Consider the following 17476-nt stretch of genomic DNA (forward strand, 5'->3'; position numbering starts at 1 on the left):
TTACGGTTCAGGTTCTCGTGAAGGAACAATCTAAACAATCCCAAGTATCACTATCAGATAAGTGTTAAAGTGCGTGCACCCAAATACTCTGCTTGAGCGGTCAATAAATCAACTGAGTACTGGTTATCTGAAACCTATTATTAAAAATCACATGAGCAATAAATCAATGCAACAAAATATACAATTAAGTAAAACGGAGCTCAGAGAAACGAAGCCAGCGAGAGATGAATATTTAACGCAACCCAAAACACCTTTGATTCTCGTTTTAGATCACGTCACCAATAGTTACAACGTTGGATCTTTTATTCGTTTAGCGGATGCCTTTTCGATTGAAAAAATTATTGTTTGCGGTGAATTAACTATCTCAGATAAAAAATTAAAAAAAGCGTCTAGAAATGAAGCTAAATGGGTGAATGTTGAATATAGCGATAGTACGTCAAAAAGCTTACAAACATTATTAGATAAAAATTACACGATTTATAGCGTAGAACTCTGTCATGATTCAGTTGATTACAGTGAGGTTAATTATCCATCTTCCACCGTATTAGTGTTAGGTAATGAACGTAAAGGGGTGAGTGAAGCGGCTTTAACATTAAGCCATCAACACATCCATATCCCAATGTCTGGCATGGGCAATTCACTTAATGTTTCTACAGCAGGTGCAATTGTATTAGCGGAATGTGCAAAACAACTTCGTCAAAAAAAATAAAGTACGAACATTCATACATTGAAACAAATAGGTATGAAACGAATAGGCAACGAATCAATGTATGATCATGCAATATTTTTTAAAGCTTAATGATCACGATGAACAACTAAGATGGGAAACGCCACCCAAATTAAAAAACTCACGCGCTTTTAAGCGATAGTATTTATCTTCCACTTCCTGCGACTGCTCTGCGTATGGCTGTGTCATCACACTCTGCAACTCTCGCAATAAAGTATAGTTTCCAACGGCAGCTTGCTGGTAAGCCGGTTTCACTAACCACTCTCGTAAAATGTATTTTGGATTAACCGACTTCATCTGCTTAGACACTTCTTCAATACTTCTCGGTGCATTTGCATCACAGTCGTTATTAAGAATCGTTTTCCATTTTGCAAACCACTCTATCCAACGCGTGTCCATTTGATGGGTATCTGATTCATTTGAACTGCTGTAAAAGCTTTTTTTCAATGGACGAATATCATTGGGTATCGACGATAGCTCTCGAAAGGAAAAACCAACGGGGTCAAGTCTTTCATTTTGCATTACAAAACACTGGGCACCCACACATTTAAATAATTAATATCAGATGGTTACAATAAGATTTAACTCAATTTAATTTTCGGCTCTTTTTTTCATTTAATAACTTGGTTTATCTACTTTTTCATTTTCACCTAAAAAGGTAATCAATAGTGCGATCAAAAAGGAAACAAATTTTCAACTAAGATAGCTCACTCGAAAACGCCTCCAACACACCTCAAAAATCTAAGCCAGCACATATCATTATGGATAAAACACCCCATAGTGATTGGGTTGTTTCTCCTTACCCCTTACTTTATTTTTCGTTTATCATTCATCATCAATAATGTTAGCAATCAACAATACTCAATATTAAAAACATAAAAAGCATCGATTATTAAAGGCTGCACTGGGTGCAGAGCCCCATAGCCATTGAAATAGAAAGAAAGATAAATTTTATTAAATATCAAAGGGAAAGTGATGAAAAAGCTATTGATTATATTACTATTTACAATGAGTTCAGCCGTTACTGCCCAAGTAGCCGAAACTACATTTGAAAATATTGAAGTAACTAAACAACACAATGTTTTATTACTGAGTATCAACGTACCTCCCCGTAATACAGTTTCAAAAGCCGTACTAGCGGAGATCAATACAGCCCTTAATTTAGCTGAAAGTGATGAAAATATTGGCGCGGTTGTTATTACAGGAACAAATAAAGTTTTCTCCGCTGGGGCGGGTGGTGAAAGCCTCAAAGGTGTGGATAAAGGTGAGATGACGCATGCAGCCATTGCACATAAAGTTTATAACCGCATCGAGAGCTTTCCAAAGCCAGTGATCGCCGCAATTTCAGGTATAAGTGCAGGCGGTGGTAATGAGCTTGCTATGTCTTGCGATATTCGGATAGCAGGAGAAAGTGCTCAGTTCCGCCAACACGAACTCCAAGCTGGATTGATTCCAGGTTTTGGTGGAATGCAAAGGCTTCCACGCTTAGTTGGGCAAAGTCGAGCTATGGAAATAATGCTAACAGGTCGCTATGTCGGAGCTGTTGAAGCACTTTCTATTGGCTTAGTTACAACAGTGGTTCCTGATTCTGAGGTGGTTTTAAAAGCGGTTAGTTTAGCCCAGCAATTAAATGACAACTTAAATAAGAAAGCCCTTGCACAGTTTAAAAAACGTATGGCACTTTCTCATAGCGAGACTTTTAAAGAGGCACTTATCAATGATCAACTTACCTTTGATGAACTTGCAACTTCCCCCGATATACATGCCGCTATTGCAACGTTTATAGAAAAGCAAAAAAATGGAAAGTAAGATTGCATTAGACTGAACGGGAAATACGAAGTACTGCACCCAAACATTGAAATTAACACCAAGGGGTCAAGTCTTTCATTTTGCATTAAAAAACCTGACAGTATTATCTTTTGCTTTTAAGCTAAATAAAAGTGCTGCCACACACAATTAAAGTATGTATATCAAAGATTTGCTGGGAGTTCCAATACTCAATGCGGCGACAACTCTACACCGTTAAACTTTCCCAATCAGTAAATTCATTTTAGTAAAGCCAAACAGAATGTTTGGCTTAGTTAAGGCTAGCGCATGGATGTACGTCCAAAACACTACGCTTAAAAAGTTAAGCCGAAAGCTCTTTTCGAACAATGGCAGCACCCGCGCTGAGGGCTTTTAACTTGCCTCTTGCTACTTCACGCGATAACGGTGCCATGCCACAGTTAGTACAAGGATAAAGTTTATCCGCATCAACATATTTAAGAGCTTCTCGTAACGTGGCCGCCACTTCTTCTGGCGTTTCAATCGTATTGCTCGCCACGTCAATAGCCCCTACCATCACTTTTTTACCGCGAATAAGCTCAAGTAGATCCATCGGCACATGAGAGTTATGACATTCTAACGAGATAATATCGATATTGGATGCTTGTAATTTAGGAAAAGCTTGTTCATATTGACGCCACTCGTTACCTAAGGTTTTTTTCCAATCGGTATTGGCTTTAATGCCGTAGCCGTAACAAATATGAACGGCAGTCTCACATTTAAGTCCTTCAATCGCTCTTTCTAAGCAAGCAATGCCCCACTCATTAACATCATCAAAAAACACATTAAAAGCTGGCTCATCAAATTGAATAATATCAACGCCAGCGGCCTCTAACTCTTTGGCCTCTTGATTAAGAATGATCGCAAATTCCCAAGCGAGTTTCTCACGGCTTTTATAATGATCGTCATACAGCGTATCGATCATAGTCATTGGACCTGGCAGCGCCCATTTTATTGGCTGATCAGTTTGTTGACGTAAAAACTTAGCATCTTCAACAAACACTGGTTTTTGTCGACTCACAGGGCCAACTACCGTGGGTACACTTGCATCATAACGATCACGAATTTTAACGATTTTACGGTTTTCAAAATCAACGCCATTAAGGTGTTCAATAAAGGTGGTCACAAAGTGTTGACGGGTTTGTTCACCATCGCTGACTATATCGATGCCTGCTTGTTGTTGCTCGTGTAATGACACACATAACGCGTCTTTTTTACCATCTACTAATGCTTGATCCTGTAGTTTCCATGGAGACCATAATGTTTCAGATTCTGCAAGCCAAGACGGTTTAGGCAAGCTGCCTGCGGTAGACGTTGGTAATAATTTATTCATAATCAATATTCATCCTATATTCGGTATTTAGCGCTTTTATTGCTTAGCTTTTTATTATTTAGCTTTGGCTATTTAGCTTTGTCGTTTCATTAAGCTACACATGGTTGCTGACGATAACTTGCAGCCCACTGCTCAAGTACATTTTTATTCGGTTTGATGAAGTGCGCTTCAGCAAACTTGCCCTGCGCAATGCCTAATCGGTTGCGTTCTTCTCGGTCATAAACAATATGTGTTAATGAATAATCTAAGTTCTTTAGATTCGGTTGATAAGTTTGCCCAGCCACCGCATTGGCATTATAAATTTCAGGACGATATATTTTCTGGAACGTCTCCATGGTGCTGATAGTGCTTATCAATTCAAGGTTTGTATAATCATTCAACAAATCACCAACAAAATAAAAAGCTAACGGCGCAGTACTATTGGGAGGCATAAAGTAACGCACCTGTAAGCCCATCTTTTTGAAATATTGCTCCGTTAAAGAAGATGCATTAGGCTGAAATTCAACACCTAACACAGGATGTTGATTTTCAGTTCGTTGATAAGTTTTAGTTTCCGCCACACTTAAACAAATAACAGGCGGTTTATTAAAGTGCGCTTTATAAACCGCTGAATTTAAGAAGGACTGAAATAATTTGCCATGCAATTCACCAAAATCATCTGGAACACTAAATGAAGATTGATTCTTGTTATGCTCAGACAACAAAATACTAAAATCATAATCTCGCACGTACGATGAAAAGTTATTGCCAACAATGCCTTCAATACGTTGATTGGTTTGATGATCCACAATATTAGTTTTTAAAACTTCAATGGATGGAAATGTTTGTCCGCTATTCTCAATGTCTATTTCAACAGAAATAATCTCAAGCTCCACTGCATAACGGTCACCCTGTGGGTTATCCCAATTAGCTAAAGCATTAAATCGATTGTCGATCATTGTTAACGCATTACGAAGATTATGTTGGCGGTTTTTGCCGCGCGCTAAATTGGCAAAGTTAGTCGTCGCACGTGTATTGTCAGTGGGCTGATAATGTTCATTTAAACAAGTGCTCTTAATCGTAAATGTAAAATCTGTCTTCATCGTCTTTAGCTCCAATTTTCTATCATAAAATCTGCACATTCCCTGTTCACTCAGGATTTTCTAGTCAACAACCTTACCGATTTTTACGACGCTAAATTAAAAACTCACGGTAATATCGCCTAGCGTTCAAAAGCAGAGTGTATTTTATACGTTAAATCAATCATGAATAAAAATGATTGATTTTCAAATAAACATGAATAAAACTAATGTAAAGATTTTGGTTGTGAATAGTTCAGGATAAAATTAGCGATAAGCTTGGACGATTTATGAAGGTTAAATTTGGATTAGCTTAGGTTTGGTGTAGGTTGGCTTTGATTGACGCGTCTGTACTCGTCGGGCCTATTTGTTCATTGTTTTGAACATTTCCGTGCTGTCCCACATACAATTAAAATAGGTATATCAATGAGTGATTGGAAATGTCGAGACTCAATGCGACGACAACTCTCCACCGTTGAGCTTTCCCAAATCATCAATTGCTTTTAGCAAATCCAAACAGGATGTTTGGCTTAGGCTCGTTCTGACCAAGGATGGGCAGTAACAGCCGGTGCGTTAAAAAAGCAATTTATTATTTGGATCAGAAAGCGAGTCGATGTCAGTTTCTTTGCACGTTGTGGGTAAAAAGTCTTTTCTGATAAAGAAAGTTTGGTCGCCTACAGGGCAAAACCCAAAGCTAATTAACATCCAAGTGACTGGACGAGCGCAGACGAGTTAACACAGTAGCTCGCTAGTCCAGCCGCTAAATCCCCCAACCTACAACAAGATCTGTAGGTCAGGTTTTGCTATAAACCTAAAGGTTTACGACGAGCAACTAAGATGAGATACGCCCCCTAGTTTAAAGAACTCAAGCGGCTTCAATCGATAGTATTTATCTTCTACTTCCTGCGACTGCTCTGCATAGGGCTGTGTCATCACCTCTTGTAATTCTCGAATTAAAGTGTAATTCCCGACTGTTGCTTGCTGGTAAGCAGGCTTAACGAACCACTCTCGTAAAATGTATTTTGGATTAACTAGCTTCATCTGACTAGAGACTTGTTCAAGAGTTCTCGGCGCAATCGCATTTGCATCACAGTCACTATTGAGGAGTGCTTTCCATTTTACAAACCACTCCATCCAACGTGTGTCCGTTTGCTGGGAGTCTGACTCGTTTAGATCATTTGCACTATTGTAAAAGCTTTTTTTGAGTGGGCGTATGTCCTTGGGTATCGACGAGAGCTCTCGAAAGAAAATAGTATAATCGATAGGCGTTTGCATCATTAGCATTTGTAATTCGTTAAGCAATACCTTGTGTGCAGCGGGTTCTAGAGTGCTAAGGCCTAACTTGGCAGCCCACATATCTTGCATTTTAGAATGCATGATTGTCGAGAATTCACTTTGAATCTTATCAAGTACTAGCAAGTCATCTTGATCTGATGCCAGTAACGGACGTAACGCCGAACAAAACATTTCGAAGTTGCTTTGCGCTGCTTTAGGTTGGTTCATGAAGGAGTAATGATTACCACCGCCCGTCCAAGGTTGATAATACGGGTTGAACACATCGCAAAATCCGAAGGGACCATAATCAAGTGTAAAGCCACCAGCAGCGCAATTATCACTGTTAAAGTTACCTTGGCAGAAGCCAACACGGATCCAATTAGCTATCAGCGACGTCAGGCGACTGCGAAATTCGCGCGCCAACAACAGCACTTTTTCTGGCATAGGTAGCTGACTATCGACAACATCTGCGTATTCACGGTCAATCAAATGCAACACCATTTTTTCGAGCTCTTGCATCGCATGAAGTTGTTCATCGAGCTGATCATCTTCGCGAGTACGGCGAGCGAAAAGTTCGAGTTGGCCAACACGAATGAATGACGGTGCAACACGTGTCGAAATGGCGACGGCTTCAGACACCATCATGTCCGGATTTTCCAAACGTGAACCTTCCGAGTACCACGGACGCTTTACCTTTTCCGTTTTTGATACGTACAAACTCAAAGATCGTGAAGTAGGAACACCAAGAGCATGCATGTGTTCCTGCGCCAAGAACTCACGAATACTAGACCGTAAAACAGCACGACCATCCGCACCGCGACAATAAGGTGTTGGGCCACCGCCTTTTAGCTGCATTTCCCAGCGTTGACCGTTAATGACAGCTTCAAGTACAGAAATTGCACGCCCGTCCCCATAACCATTGCCAGTTTGGAACGGACATTGATGAGTGTATTCGATACCGTAAATAGAAAGTGCGTATCCCGTCGCCCAACCAACCTTGCGCATCGGCTCTGGCACTTGAGAAATGTCACCGGAAAACATGCGCATGAAATCAGCAGACTCTGCCATCGTGTCAGCTAAGCCAAGTTCGGCAAAAAAAGTGTTACTGTGCGCAACATATTCAGGGTTTTTAATAGGTGTTGGATTAACAGGAACATAGTGACCTGAGAATACTTGTCGTGCGCTATGATCATTGCCGTTTTCTGTCGCATCAGGATCGCAATTGAGTGTATCCATCAGGGAATAATTTGCCTGTTTAGCCAGATCATCGAATGTAGAAATAGCAGGCGTTGGAGTAGTAGATCTAATATCTTTAGTAGGTATAGCAGATACAGTCGAGTTGTTTTTCTGAGGCAGTCGATTTGTCATAATTTTTTATACCTGCGTTGATAGAAATAAAGGTTGATAGAGATAAAGGTGCATAAAGATAAGTATTAATGCTTACTATCTTAACCTGTTATTTTATAGAGTTCTCTACTTGTTCAAAATGTTTCAGAAAACCATAGTTATGTTGCCCCCTCTAGGCTGGTGAAGGCTGTTTGATTTTTATTAGCTGTTGCATAAATCGTTTCATGGTGAAGCTCATACACGTATGTTTAAGGTAAGAGACAAAACCTCCTCACAGAGGTTTAAGTTTATAATCGATATATCGTTATTGCATAGAGTGCCGCAAAACCCAATAGCATTAATAACACAACTGGTTTTGCACGACGCAAAAACAACGGTAGCCAGCTTGCTTTAACAATATAGAGTGAAGTCAGCACCATTAACACACCAGAACAGAAGGCAGCAAGCCCCCAAAACTCTCTGAAATGTTGGCTCGCATACCACAATATATTCCATAATCCTGCGGCGAGTAAAATAACGCCAATGCTAAGACGGATCGGGCGAGGACATACTTTTGCCATTGGTGGTACGGCAACGATTAAACCTGCGAACATACACGCAGTAACAACACTTCCCATGGGTATCATATTATTAACTTCAATTTGGATTGATTAGGTGAATCATTATATTTAACCCTAACAGGAAAACAATAATTCCATTAATTATTAACATTGCCTGCAATAACTAAGTACGAATCAATGATGGAACATCCACAAATTGGGCCTAACAATATCCATTCCTTACAAACAGCCATATACGACTATTAATTCGCTCTACAAACGCAATCGATTATCTAGCTAGCCAACACCAATAATGTAAATTATTCAATTGGTTACCGTTAAAAAATAAAAATGTCGATTCAAAAATACAAAAGAAACAGTAAAACCTATCAATAATATAGGAATTTTCACCTTGACTAAATGATAATGATTATTAATAATGTTTACAGAGAGAGAAAATAGACCATGAGGGATACACAATGATTAAAACAATGACTTTTGCAGTGATCCATTTCAGCATCGCAACCTTAGTTGCTTTTGCTTTAACAGGCGATTTTTTATTAGGTAGTTTGATCGCGATTATCGAACCTGCGGTTAATACCGTCGCCTTCTATTTTCATGAAAAAGTTTGGCAACATACACCGTTCCTTAAAAAGAGAGAATCAATGACAAAAGTCAAAACAGTGAGCTTTGCAATTATTCACTTTAATGTTGCTTTCATTGTCACTTACCTTTTAACTGGCGACGCTTTCTTAGGCGGACTAATGGCAACTATTGAACCAACGATCAACTCTTTTGCTTATTTCTTTCATGAAAAAGCCTGGGTTTTCAAAAAGAAAAATGCGGAGCACAACATTGAACATCCTCTGCGTGCTTAATGAAACACCCAAAATACAAGTAAAAGTGTAGAAATACCTTTTAGAAAAACAGTAAAGAATGCGCCATATCAAAACGAAAAACCACAATACCCAGTAATATTAACGTCATCGAGTCGTTCCTAAACTACGTAAATTAAGGGGTGTTATGGATCCAATTATCGCTAAAACTGTTTCTCAAGTTATGTTACCTATTGTATTGGGTATTGTGATGTTAGGGATGGGATTAAGTTTACAGATAAAAGATTTTAAAGCGGTATTAAAAGCGCCTAAAGTCGCCATCATTGGTTTTTTATTACAATTACTTTTACTACCAATATTAGCGCTGTTTATTATTAAAGCTTTTTCCCTTAATCAAACAGCGGCAGCCGGACTTTTTTTGTTGGCTTTATGTCCCGGTGGTGCGACATCAAACTTATTTTCATTTATTGCCAAAGGTAACCTCGCCTTAAGTGTCTGCTTAACCAGTGTCATGAGTATGTTATCGCCATTTATTATCCCTATCGCCTTTGTTGGCTTTATTCATTATAGCGGTAGCGCAGATAACCAACATTTTAACTTACCTTTATTACCTGCCATCAAACAACTTACCGTCGTCACTTTGCTACCAATAGTGATTGGTATGTGCATTCGTTATTTCGCAGATCAATGGTCACAGTCTGTTATTCCTTTTATGAAAAAGGTTTCAACAATTGCCATGTTATTAGTGGTTACTGCGCTTGTTTTAACAAATTTAAAAATCATTCCTGCGATGCTTTCTTTACAGGGTTTTGCGGTGATAACTTTGTGTAGCCTAGCGCTAATCATTGCTTATTTTATTGCAGGAAAGTTGAATGTTAATAACACCGATAGAAAAACCATTGCCATAGAAGTGGGTGTTCAAAATGCAGGCACAGCGATGATGATTGCATTCACTATCATGAATCAACCCGCATTAGCGACGATCCCTTTAATGTATGGACTATTAATGAATGTACCTGCGTTCATTTTTGTATATTTGCTTCTAAACAAAGAGAAAGTGATTATGCCGATCAAGGTAACTCCTTAGAATCAATAATAAAAATAAGTAGTCAGCTAACAAAATAGCTACCTTACATTAAGACTCGATATCATTAATGAAAGGTAGCTATGAATATAATAAGCAATTAATGCAATAGTTTTTTATTAGAATAAATAATTAATATAAAATCATTATTTACGCTCAAACTCTATAGTGTGACTATCTGATTCTCCTGGTTCAGTGACTTCATAGGTCATAACATCCTCTGTAACATCGATAACCAAAGAATCGATATCAGTTAAACCTGCTTCTCCGTTTTCATCAAAGATAAGATTTGTAATATTAAATTCGCCTGTTTCACTATTTAGTGAATAATTAGCCCACTCCACTCCAGCGAATTGATCTATTACTTCTAAATGGACATATGACCCATCATCTAAATATACAAAAGATAACAAATGGTCATCACCTACATCTGCAACCCAAGTACCTAATATACCTTCTGATGTAATACGTTCAAACTCAATGGGCTCACTAACATCACTTGCAATAAGTGTTAATTGGTTACCTGAAACTTGTGCTGTTATTGTTTCGACATCACTAAGTCCACCACCATCATTTGAATCAAAATTTTGAGTCGCAGTGATAAGACCGGTTTCACTATCTAGCGTGTAGGTTCCCCATTCCATTCCACTGTCTTCATCGAGGTCTGTTGTATAAACTTCTGCGTGAATATATGTGCCATCATCAAAGAAAATAAATAATAATAAATCATTTACATTGTCAGTTGCTCTCCAAGTACCGACAATTGTGGAATTAGCAATAAACTCTACACCTTCATCAAGTAATGTTGTTTCAAAATGTGCGATGGCCTCACTTTGAGAAACTAAAATAGTTTTTTGCGAACCTGAATTATTAACTAATCCAATTACACTTTCAGAGGAAGCAAACTCATCTACGGATAGATTGAAGTTGACGGGAGTTGCAACTTCTTTTGCTGTTTCAGTAATCGTAATACCATTACTTGGATCTCCATCCTCATCGATTGTCTGAAGCAAGCGTAAAATATTAACAACCTTAGAATCTGATGTATCGTTAGAAGCAGCGATATCTAATGGAGTGATTGTGGAGGATGCTAGTACAGGGGGGAATTCTAGATCACCAATAAAGAATATTACTGACTCTCCTTCTACATAATCGAACTTACCAAAAGCATCTGTTACACCTTCTAATGTATTTGTTTTATAACCTATATTTATTACAGCACTGTCTAAAAAATTGCCTTCATTTGTCTTCGAGTCATTATTACTGCTATTACAACCCGTTAAAGATAATGTTGCCCCTAATAATAAAAGATAAATGTTTTTCATAACGATCTCCTTTTAATTTAGAAAATTTTATATTTTTAGTGTACAAAGTTAATAGATCTATTACTTTCATAAGCTTATCCCTTTAAGCCTGTAAATTAGCTGCTCCCTAGAAGAATTAAATTTTAAAAGGCACTAAAATAATGCCTCATACAAACTAAAACACATACCGATTCAAAAGATAAACAATTACTTCAATAGATACTGAGTCACATGTCAAAAATATAATTTTTATATCAATCAAAAAGCCAATGAAAATTTATAGGCATAATTAAAAGATATTTTTTAGCATAGGATTGAATATAGATAGGTTAAAAAGAGGCACGCATTATCTAAAGCTCAGAATTCTAACCTTTCCGGACTTTTAAAACCAACCTTGTAAACTTCATGCTAGATTCGTATAGTGAAGTGACTAAAATTCAACCACCAGCATCAATCACTATTTTAGTAAGCGCTTAATCCCATCTATGAAGGAGCAAATATGAAATATTGGTATCGACTACTGTTCATTTATCTAAGCCTTATAGCGACTTCATCACAGGCTATGCAACCACTTCCTATTATTGAAGATAAAACCCAATACAAAACAGAAACAATTTGGTCTGATATAAAAATTCCTTGGGGAATGGTTCAGTTGCCTAATGGAAAAATGTTAGCAACGGAACGTTCAGGTAAATTATGGTTATTAACTGAAGGAAAACCGTCAATTGAGATTACAGGCTTGCCCAAAATACATGTAAACGGCCAAGGTGGTTTACTTGATATTGCATTACACCCAGACTTTGCAAAAAATCAGCTTATCTTTTTCACCTATTCCAGTAAAAATGCGAAGGGCAGCAATACAGCTTTAATGCGAGCTAAGTTAGATATTAAGAATAATCAGTTAATTGAGCAGAAAAATTTATACCTTGCTACAGGTGACTCAAATAAGGGCCAGCATTACGGTAGTCGGATTACCATCACTGATGAGTTTATTTACTTTTCAATCGGTGACCGCGGACAACGTGATAAAAACCCTCAAAATTTATCATTGGATAGTGGTAAAATTTATCGATTAAATCTTGATGGTAGCATCCCAACCTCCAACCCTTTTTATCAACAAGCTAACGCTAAAAAAGCAATTTATTCCTATGGGCATAGGAACCCACAGGGGCTAATTAATCTGCCTGATCGCAACCAAGTTTGGTCACACGAACATGGTCCAAGAGGCGGCGATGAAGTTAATCTGATTGAATCGGGTAAAAATTATGGTTGGCCAGTTATCGGCTATGGTGTTAATTATATTGGTACTAATTATACTGACATCACTGAAAAGAGCGGGATGGAGCAACCTAAATTGTACTGGGATCCTTCAATTGCGCCTTCTGGCATGGCCTATATTAGCAGTAATAAATACCCTCAATGGCAAGGTAAAATATTACTTGGTTCAATGAAGTTTGGGCATTTAGTGTTATTAGAGTTAAACAACGAAAGCGTTGTCAAACAAACTAAGTTGTTAGTTGGTATCGGCAGAGTCAGAAATGTGATTCAAGGTAGTGATGGGTATATTTACTTAGGTATTGATGGAAAAGGGATCCTAAGATTAATACCTTAAAACAGCTAATTGCAAATAATGACAAGCAATTACTACTACCTGTGCAGCTTCTAATTCGTGATGAACTAACTCTATTTACTTACTTTCTATTCAGGCATAAGGTGAAGATATCACCCGTTAAATAGAAACTTTATATTCATTTATAACAGGAATGAAGATGCATCTGAAACAAGCTAAAGATATGGCGCTATATAATCAATGGATGAATGAACGCATTTATTCAGTTTGTGCAGATATACCTGATGCCGAGAGGCGAAGTGATAAAGGTGCATTTTTTAAATCAATCCATGGCACGCTTGGTCATCTATTGCTGGCCGATAAACTCTGGCTTGGTCGATTCTTAGGTACCCCTTTTCCAATAGATGGACTTGATCAGGAGCTCTATCAAGATTTTAATCAGTTAACTCTTGCACGAAAAGAAACCGACGAAGCCATTTTAGCGTGGATAAACTCACTCACCGATCAGGTGTTATCGGGACAATTGCTTTATACAAGCATTGTTAACCCCGAACCTAGACAATACGAATATTGGTTTGCAGTTACACATTTTTTCAACCATCAAACACACCATCGTGGTCAATTAAGCACATTATTAAATCAATGTGGTAAGGATTGCGGTGTGACAGATCTAATTTGGTTGCCACAGGCTATAGAGCGTAATGCCATTTAATATAGACGTTAAATAATTTGACTAACTTCATTAAGCACAATGGGTAAAGGGTAAAACATGTTTTTAAAAGAAATCGAGTTAGCATCTCATTCCGTAACGTTAATGCCATTACGTCGCGAACATGCCGACGCTTTGGTCGAGGCAGCATCAGATGGTAACCTTTGGGATCTCTGGTTCACTTCAGTTCCTTCTTCAGCGTCTATTAATGATTATATCTCGACGGCCTTAGCACAGCAGGACAAAGGACTCTCGTTACCCTTTGTTATTGTTGCTAAACACAGTGGTAAAATCATTGGTTCAACACGTTTTTGTAATGCAGATCCTGTCAATCGTCGTCTCGAGATAGGTTACACTTGGTATTCAAAAAGCTATCAACGCTCATCAATAAATAGCGAATGTAAACTCATGCTATTACAGCATGCATTCGAAGTCCTTGATGTCATTGCAGTAGAGTTTAGAACGCATTGGCACAATCAAAAGTCACGTGCAGCAATTGCACGTTTGGGTGCAAAGCAAGACGGTATATTAAGGAATCATCAAAAAATGCCCGATGGTGCTTACAGAGATACAGTGGTGTTTTCCATCATCAACATTGAATGGGCAGCGGTTAAAAAGAATTTGATATTTAAGATGGAAAAATATTAAAAGTATTACAGCGAAACAAAAATACGTGCACCTATAAACTTGTATGATTAGATAAACAAAAATACATTGTTAATCTAATCATTCTTTATAAAGTAGTTTATCCACTGTAAGTTACCTCTCCTGTTGTTATTTCCCTAAAATAAAACATAACTGTCTATAAATTGAAATAGCTGGCTCTGAATTAGAATAACTGGCTCTAGATTGAAACTTCTCCCCTCTAAATGATTAACTTCATGACCAACCCGATAAAAAAATAGTATTCAAAAGATAACGCTAAATTAATTAAAAACATGAGCTAGTGCTAATGCTTGTATATCGTTGTTAGTAATAAGTATCACCTTGAGTTAGTTTACAGCATTGAAATTCTTAGTTATTTTTTAATAGTGACCATAGGGACTAATAATGCACAATGCTTCTAACGCCGCAACTGAACAAGATTCAACATCTCAAAAAAGTATAGATAAAATGAATTATGCACAAAAACATAAGCCGAGCTCAGAATTTGATACACGAGAAGAATACTTAGAGCACGAATTACAAATCATGGCGCCTAAACGTTGGCGCCCCAATTTACCCTTCAAAGATTATCGATTTGAGATAGAAGACAGCATACCTGCGATGGCAGCAACAATTGGTAAAATCGTGATGGTCGGTGCAATAGCAGCAACTTTTGCTGGACCGCTCGGACTTGATGATGGCTTCATTTTAGAAAACGTACGCTATGAGTTATTAATTGTTTCCATTTTTATTGTTCTTTTTTCCGGTTTTTTACTGCCCACAGCTAACTTAGCGGGTACTCATGGGCCACTTATTCCCCTTATTCCTATTGTAGTGGCAGCAGGCGGGCATCCAATGGCATTTGGGTTATTGATTGGTGCATTTGGTTTGATTTTGGCCATTAGTAAAGGAGGAAGTCGATTAGCGAATCTGACCAGTAAAGGGGTTTGTGGTGGGTTATTACTGTATCTCGGTTTTGTAGGCACTATTTCACAAGTTAAAAAATTGCTTGCTTGGGGAGACGATATTGGTATGTCGCACATCCCTTTTATCGTCATTATTAGCACCATTATATTGTACGCTTTACTTGAACATTGGCGGAAACGCTGGTTGGCCGTTCCTTTGAGTTGTTTGTTAGGTGGTTCGCTGGCTTTTGCTATGGGCGCCCCTTTTGAGTTTATGACTAGCCCTGGTTTGCCTAACCTGAATCCGATGTATTGGTGGGGAGAGGATACTGGATGGATGTTAGGTATGCCTACAATAGAAAATTTTGTGGTCGTATTACCTTTTGCCATCTTAGCAGTGGCAATGTGGTCACCAGATTTCTTGGGGCATCAAGTATTTCAAAAGATCAGTTACCCAGAGCGTACTGAAAAAGTGCAAATGAATATAGACGATACGATGACCACGGCCTCTATTCGTCAAGTGTTTGGTTCCCTTTTAGGTGGGTCTAACTTCACTTCATCATGGGGGACTTATTTAATACCCGCGGCTATTGCTAAGCGCCCTATTCCTGCTGGCGCTTTATTAACTGCTCTATTTTGTGTAATAGCAGCAATATGGGGTTATCCAATGGATTTAGCCATCTGGCAGCCAGTGTTATGCGTTGCATTAATCGTAGGGGTTTTTATTCCATTACTTGAAGCTGGAATGGAGATGACACGCGAAGGTAAAACAACTCAATCAGCAGCGATTGTTGTATTTGCTTCTGCATTAGTGAACCCAGCTTTTGGTTGGTCGATCACAATGTTACTTGATAACCTTGGTTTGATTGGTTGTAAAGAACGTAGTTCTGAATTGAGTAAGATGAATCGTTGGATCATACCGGGAATTATGTTTGTAGTGTTAACAACGGTGATGGCTGCAGTAGGTATGTTGCCAGGTATTCCGGCTTTAATATCAAGCTTCCGTCAATGATCTAAGGATTATTCAACATAGAATAATGACTCTTTAGAAACGTTAATAAAGAGTCATAAACGTCAGTGTAAAGTTAAAACGATCAAGAAATTGACGATATTTAATTTTACATTGGCTTCATTGCTTTGCCGAGATATTCTCATCTGCTTCGCACTCAGCTCAGGTCTAAAGCAACAATATCGCCTATTAAGCTTTCACGCCTTTAATCAATAACAAATCACTTACCATTGATGATCTCAAAGCGCCCTATTTTCCTATCCAATTATTGCTATATCTAACCACTTTTATGATTGCATCTTTTCAATAGGTGTATATATTGTCATCTTTTTTACTTTACTAAGTTGGGCTTTATGGAACGTTTTATTGAAAACCTTATCTACTCTTCTCGCTGGCTATTAGCCCCTATATATGCGGGATTATCATTGGGTTTATTAGCTTTAACAATTAAATTTTTTCAGGAATTAATTCATTTATTGCCTAATATTTTAAGCGTGACTGAAAATGACCTTATTTTATTATTGTTATCACTGATTGATATGACGTTAGTGGGCGGATTACTTGTGATGGTAATGTTTGCAGGTTATGAAAATTTCGTTTCTAAATTGGATATCGATGAAAATAAAGAGAAACTTGCTTGGTTAGGTACTATCGATTCTGGCTCACTGAAAAATAAGGTTGCAGCAGCAATTGTCGCTATTTCATCAATCCACCTTTTACGTGTTTTTATGGATGCGCAAAATATTGCCAATGATAAGCTGATGTGGTTTGTGATCATCCACCTAACGTTTGTGCTTTCTGCTTTTGTAATGGGATATTTAGACAACGTATCGCAAAAAAATAAAAAGTATTAATGAATGATTGAGACGTGAAGTTTTAAAGTTACTTAGAAAAGGCCTTGATGTTAAAACCAAGGCCTTTTTTATTACCTAGTCTTTTTAAAGCACCAAGTTACCGAGTTGAGAAAACATAAGATCCAAAGCAATTAACCATGAAGTTACTGAGTTGAAAAAAGATAAGATCAAAAGCGATTAACCACGAAGTTACTAAGTTGATAAAAGATAAGGTCAAAAGCGATTAACCACGGAGTTACTGAGTTGAAAAAAGATAAGATCAAAAGCGATTAACCACGAAGGCACGAAGTTAAAAGAAGGTTAGGTCAAAAGATAAACAACTTAACTTTTAAATTTTTCTTCGTGTCCTTCGTGAAGCGTAGCGCTTCGTGGTTGCTTTAATCTTTTAAACACAAAACCATTAACCACAAACTTACTGAGTTGAAAAGATTAGGTCAACAGCAATTAACCACGAAGG

The 17476-nt window shown here is 37.9% G+C and carries 15 protein-coding genes; 9 read left to right on the forward strand and 6 right to left on the reverse strand.

Features of this window, described 5'->3' with window-relative positions:
- Window positions 1-166 precede the first annotated feature (166 nt).
- The gene (locus MT390_RS12730) at window positions 167-709 is read left to right on the forward strand and encodes a TrmH family RNA methyltransferase (protein WP_166369688.1); all 543 of its coding nucleotides are present in this window, start codon (window positions 167-169) and stop codon (window positions 707-709) included.
- A 93-nt stretch (window positions 710-802) separates the two neighbouring features.
- Here MT390_RS12730 and MT390_RS12735 read toward each other — a convergent pair whose 3' ends face one another.
- Window positions 803-1249: a YdiU family protein gene (locus tag MT390_RS12735; protein WP_166369686.1), complete on the reverse strand. Its 447-nt coding sequence runs from the start codon at window positions 1247-1249 to the stop codon at window positions 803-805.
- Window positions 1250-1702: 453 nt separating this feature from the next.
- Between MT390_RS12735 and MT390_RS12740 the strand changes: the two genes are divergently transcribed.
- Complete coding sequence (locus tag MT390_RS12740) at window positions 1703-2536, forward strand: enoyl-CoA hydratase/isomerase family protein (RefSeq protein ID WP_499441488.1); 834 nt, start codon at window positions 1703-1705, stop codon at window positions 2534-2536.
- A gap of 319 nt (window positions 2537-2855) precedes the next feature.
- Here MT390_RS12740 and MT390_RS12745 read toward each other — a convergent pair whose 3' ends face one another.
- The 4 genes from MT390_RS12745 to MT390_RS12760 all read right to left on the reverse strand — a co-directional run bounded on the left by MT390_RS12745 (window position 2856) and on the right by MT390_RS12760 (window position 8181).
- The gene (locus MT390_RS12745; RefSeq protein ID WP_499441490.1) at window positions 2856-3884 is read right to left on the reverse strand and encodes a methionine synthase; all 1029 of its coding nucleotides are present in this window, start codon (window positions 3882-3884) and stop codon (window positions 2856-2858) included.
- Window positions 3885-3973: 89 nt separating this feature from the next.
- On the reverse strand, window positions 3974-4966 hold the full coding sequence (locus MT390_RS12750) for a DUF1852 domain-containing protein (RefSeq protein WP_499441491.1): 993 nt from the start codon (window positions 4964-4966) through the stop codon (window positions 3974-3976).
- Between the two features lie 795 nt (window positions 4967-5761).
- Entirely contained in the window at window positions 5762-7585 is a 1824-nt protein-coding gene (locus MT390_RS12755) for a protein adenylyltransferase SelO (RefSeq protein WP_499441493.1), read from the reverse strand.
- Between the two features lie 266 nt (window positions 7586-7851).
- Window positions 7852-8181, reverse strand: coding sequence for a hypothetical protein (locus MT390_RS12760; RefSeq protein ID WP_499441495.1), 330 nt, complete (start codon window positions 8179-8181; stop codon window positions 7852-7854).
- A gap of 401 nt (window positions 8182-8582) precedes the next feature.
- Between MT390_RS12760 and MT390_RS12765 the strand changes: the two genes are divergently transcribed.
- Window positions 8583-8981 carry a DUF2061 domain-containing protein gene (locus MT390_RS12765; protein WP_366944157.1) on the forward strand — a complete coding sequence of 133 codons (399 nt, stop codon included), beginning with the start codon at window positions 8583-8585 and terminating at the stop codon, window positions 8979-8981.
- Between the two features lie 145 nt (window positions 8982-9126).
- A complete protein-coding gene (locus tag MT390_RS12770; RefSeq protein ID WP_499441496.1) occupies window positions 9127-10026 on the forward strand; it encodes a bile acid:sodium symporter family protein in 900 nt (299 codons plus the stop codon).
- 143 nt (window positions 10027-10169) lie between these two features.
- Here the strand turns inward: MT390_RS12770 and MT390_RS12775 are convergent, their stop codons facing one another.
- A complete protein-coding gene (locus MT390_RS12775) occupies window positions 10170-11348 on the reverse strand; it encodes a hypothetical protein (protein WP_499441498.1) in 1179 nt (392 codons plus the stop codon).
- 478 nt (window positions 11349-11826) lie between these two features.
- On the opposite strand from MT390_RS12775, the gene MT390_RS12780 reads away from it, so the two are divergent.
- From MT390_RS12780 to MT390_RS12800, 5 genes are all read left to right on the forward strand, one after another.
- Window positions 11827-12939 (forward strand): PQQ-dependent sugar dehydrogenase, encoded by a 1113-nt coding sequence (locus tag MT390_RS12780; RefSeq protein WP_499441499.1) that lies wholly within the window; start codon window positions 11827-11829, stop codon window positions 12937-12939.
- Window positions 12940-13096: 157 nt separating this feature from the next.
- Window positions 13097-13609 carry a DinB family protein gene (locus tag MT390_RS12785; RefSeq protein WP_499441501.1) on the forward strand — a complete coding sequence of 171 codons (513 nt, stop codon included), beginning with the start codon at window positions 13097-13099 and terminating at the stop codon, window positions 13607-13609.
- Between the two features lie 57 nt (window positions 13610-13666).
- Window positions 13667-14254, forward strand: coding sequence for a GNAT family N-acetyltransferase (locus MT390_RS12790; protein ID WP_499441502.1), 588 nt, complete (start codon window positions 13667-13669; stop codon window positions 14252-14254).
- Between the two features lie 402 nt (window positions 14255-14656).
- Window positions 14657-16168: a DUF3360 family protein gene (locus MT390_RS12795; RefSeq protein WP_499441503.1), complete on the forward strand. Its 1512-nt coding sequence runs from the start codon at window positions 14657-14659 to the stop codon at window positions 16166-16168.
- Between the two features lie 350 nt (window positions 16169-16518).
- Complete coding sequence (locus MT390_RS12800; RefSeq protein ID WP_166369661.1) at window positions 16519-17019, forward strand: TIGR00645 family protein; 501 nt, start codon at window positions 16519-16521, stop codon at window positions 17017-17019.
- Window positions 17020-17476: the final 457 nt, after the last annotated feature.

It is taken from the genome of Vibrio sp. 2-Bac 85 (assembly GCF_037546705.1).
Lineage (GTDB): Bacteria > Pseudomonadota > Gammaproteobacteria > Enterobacterales > Psychromonadaceae > Psychromonas.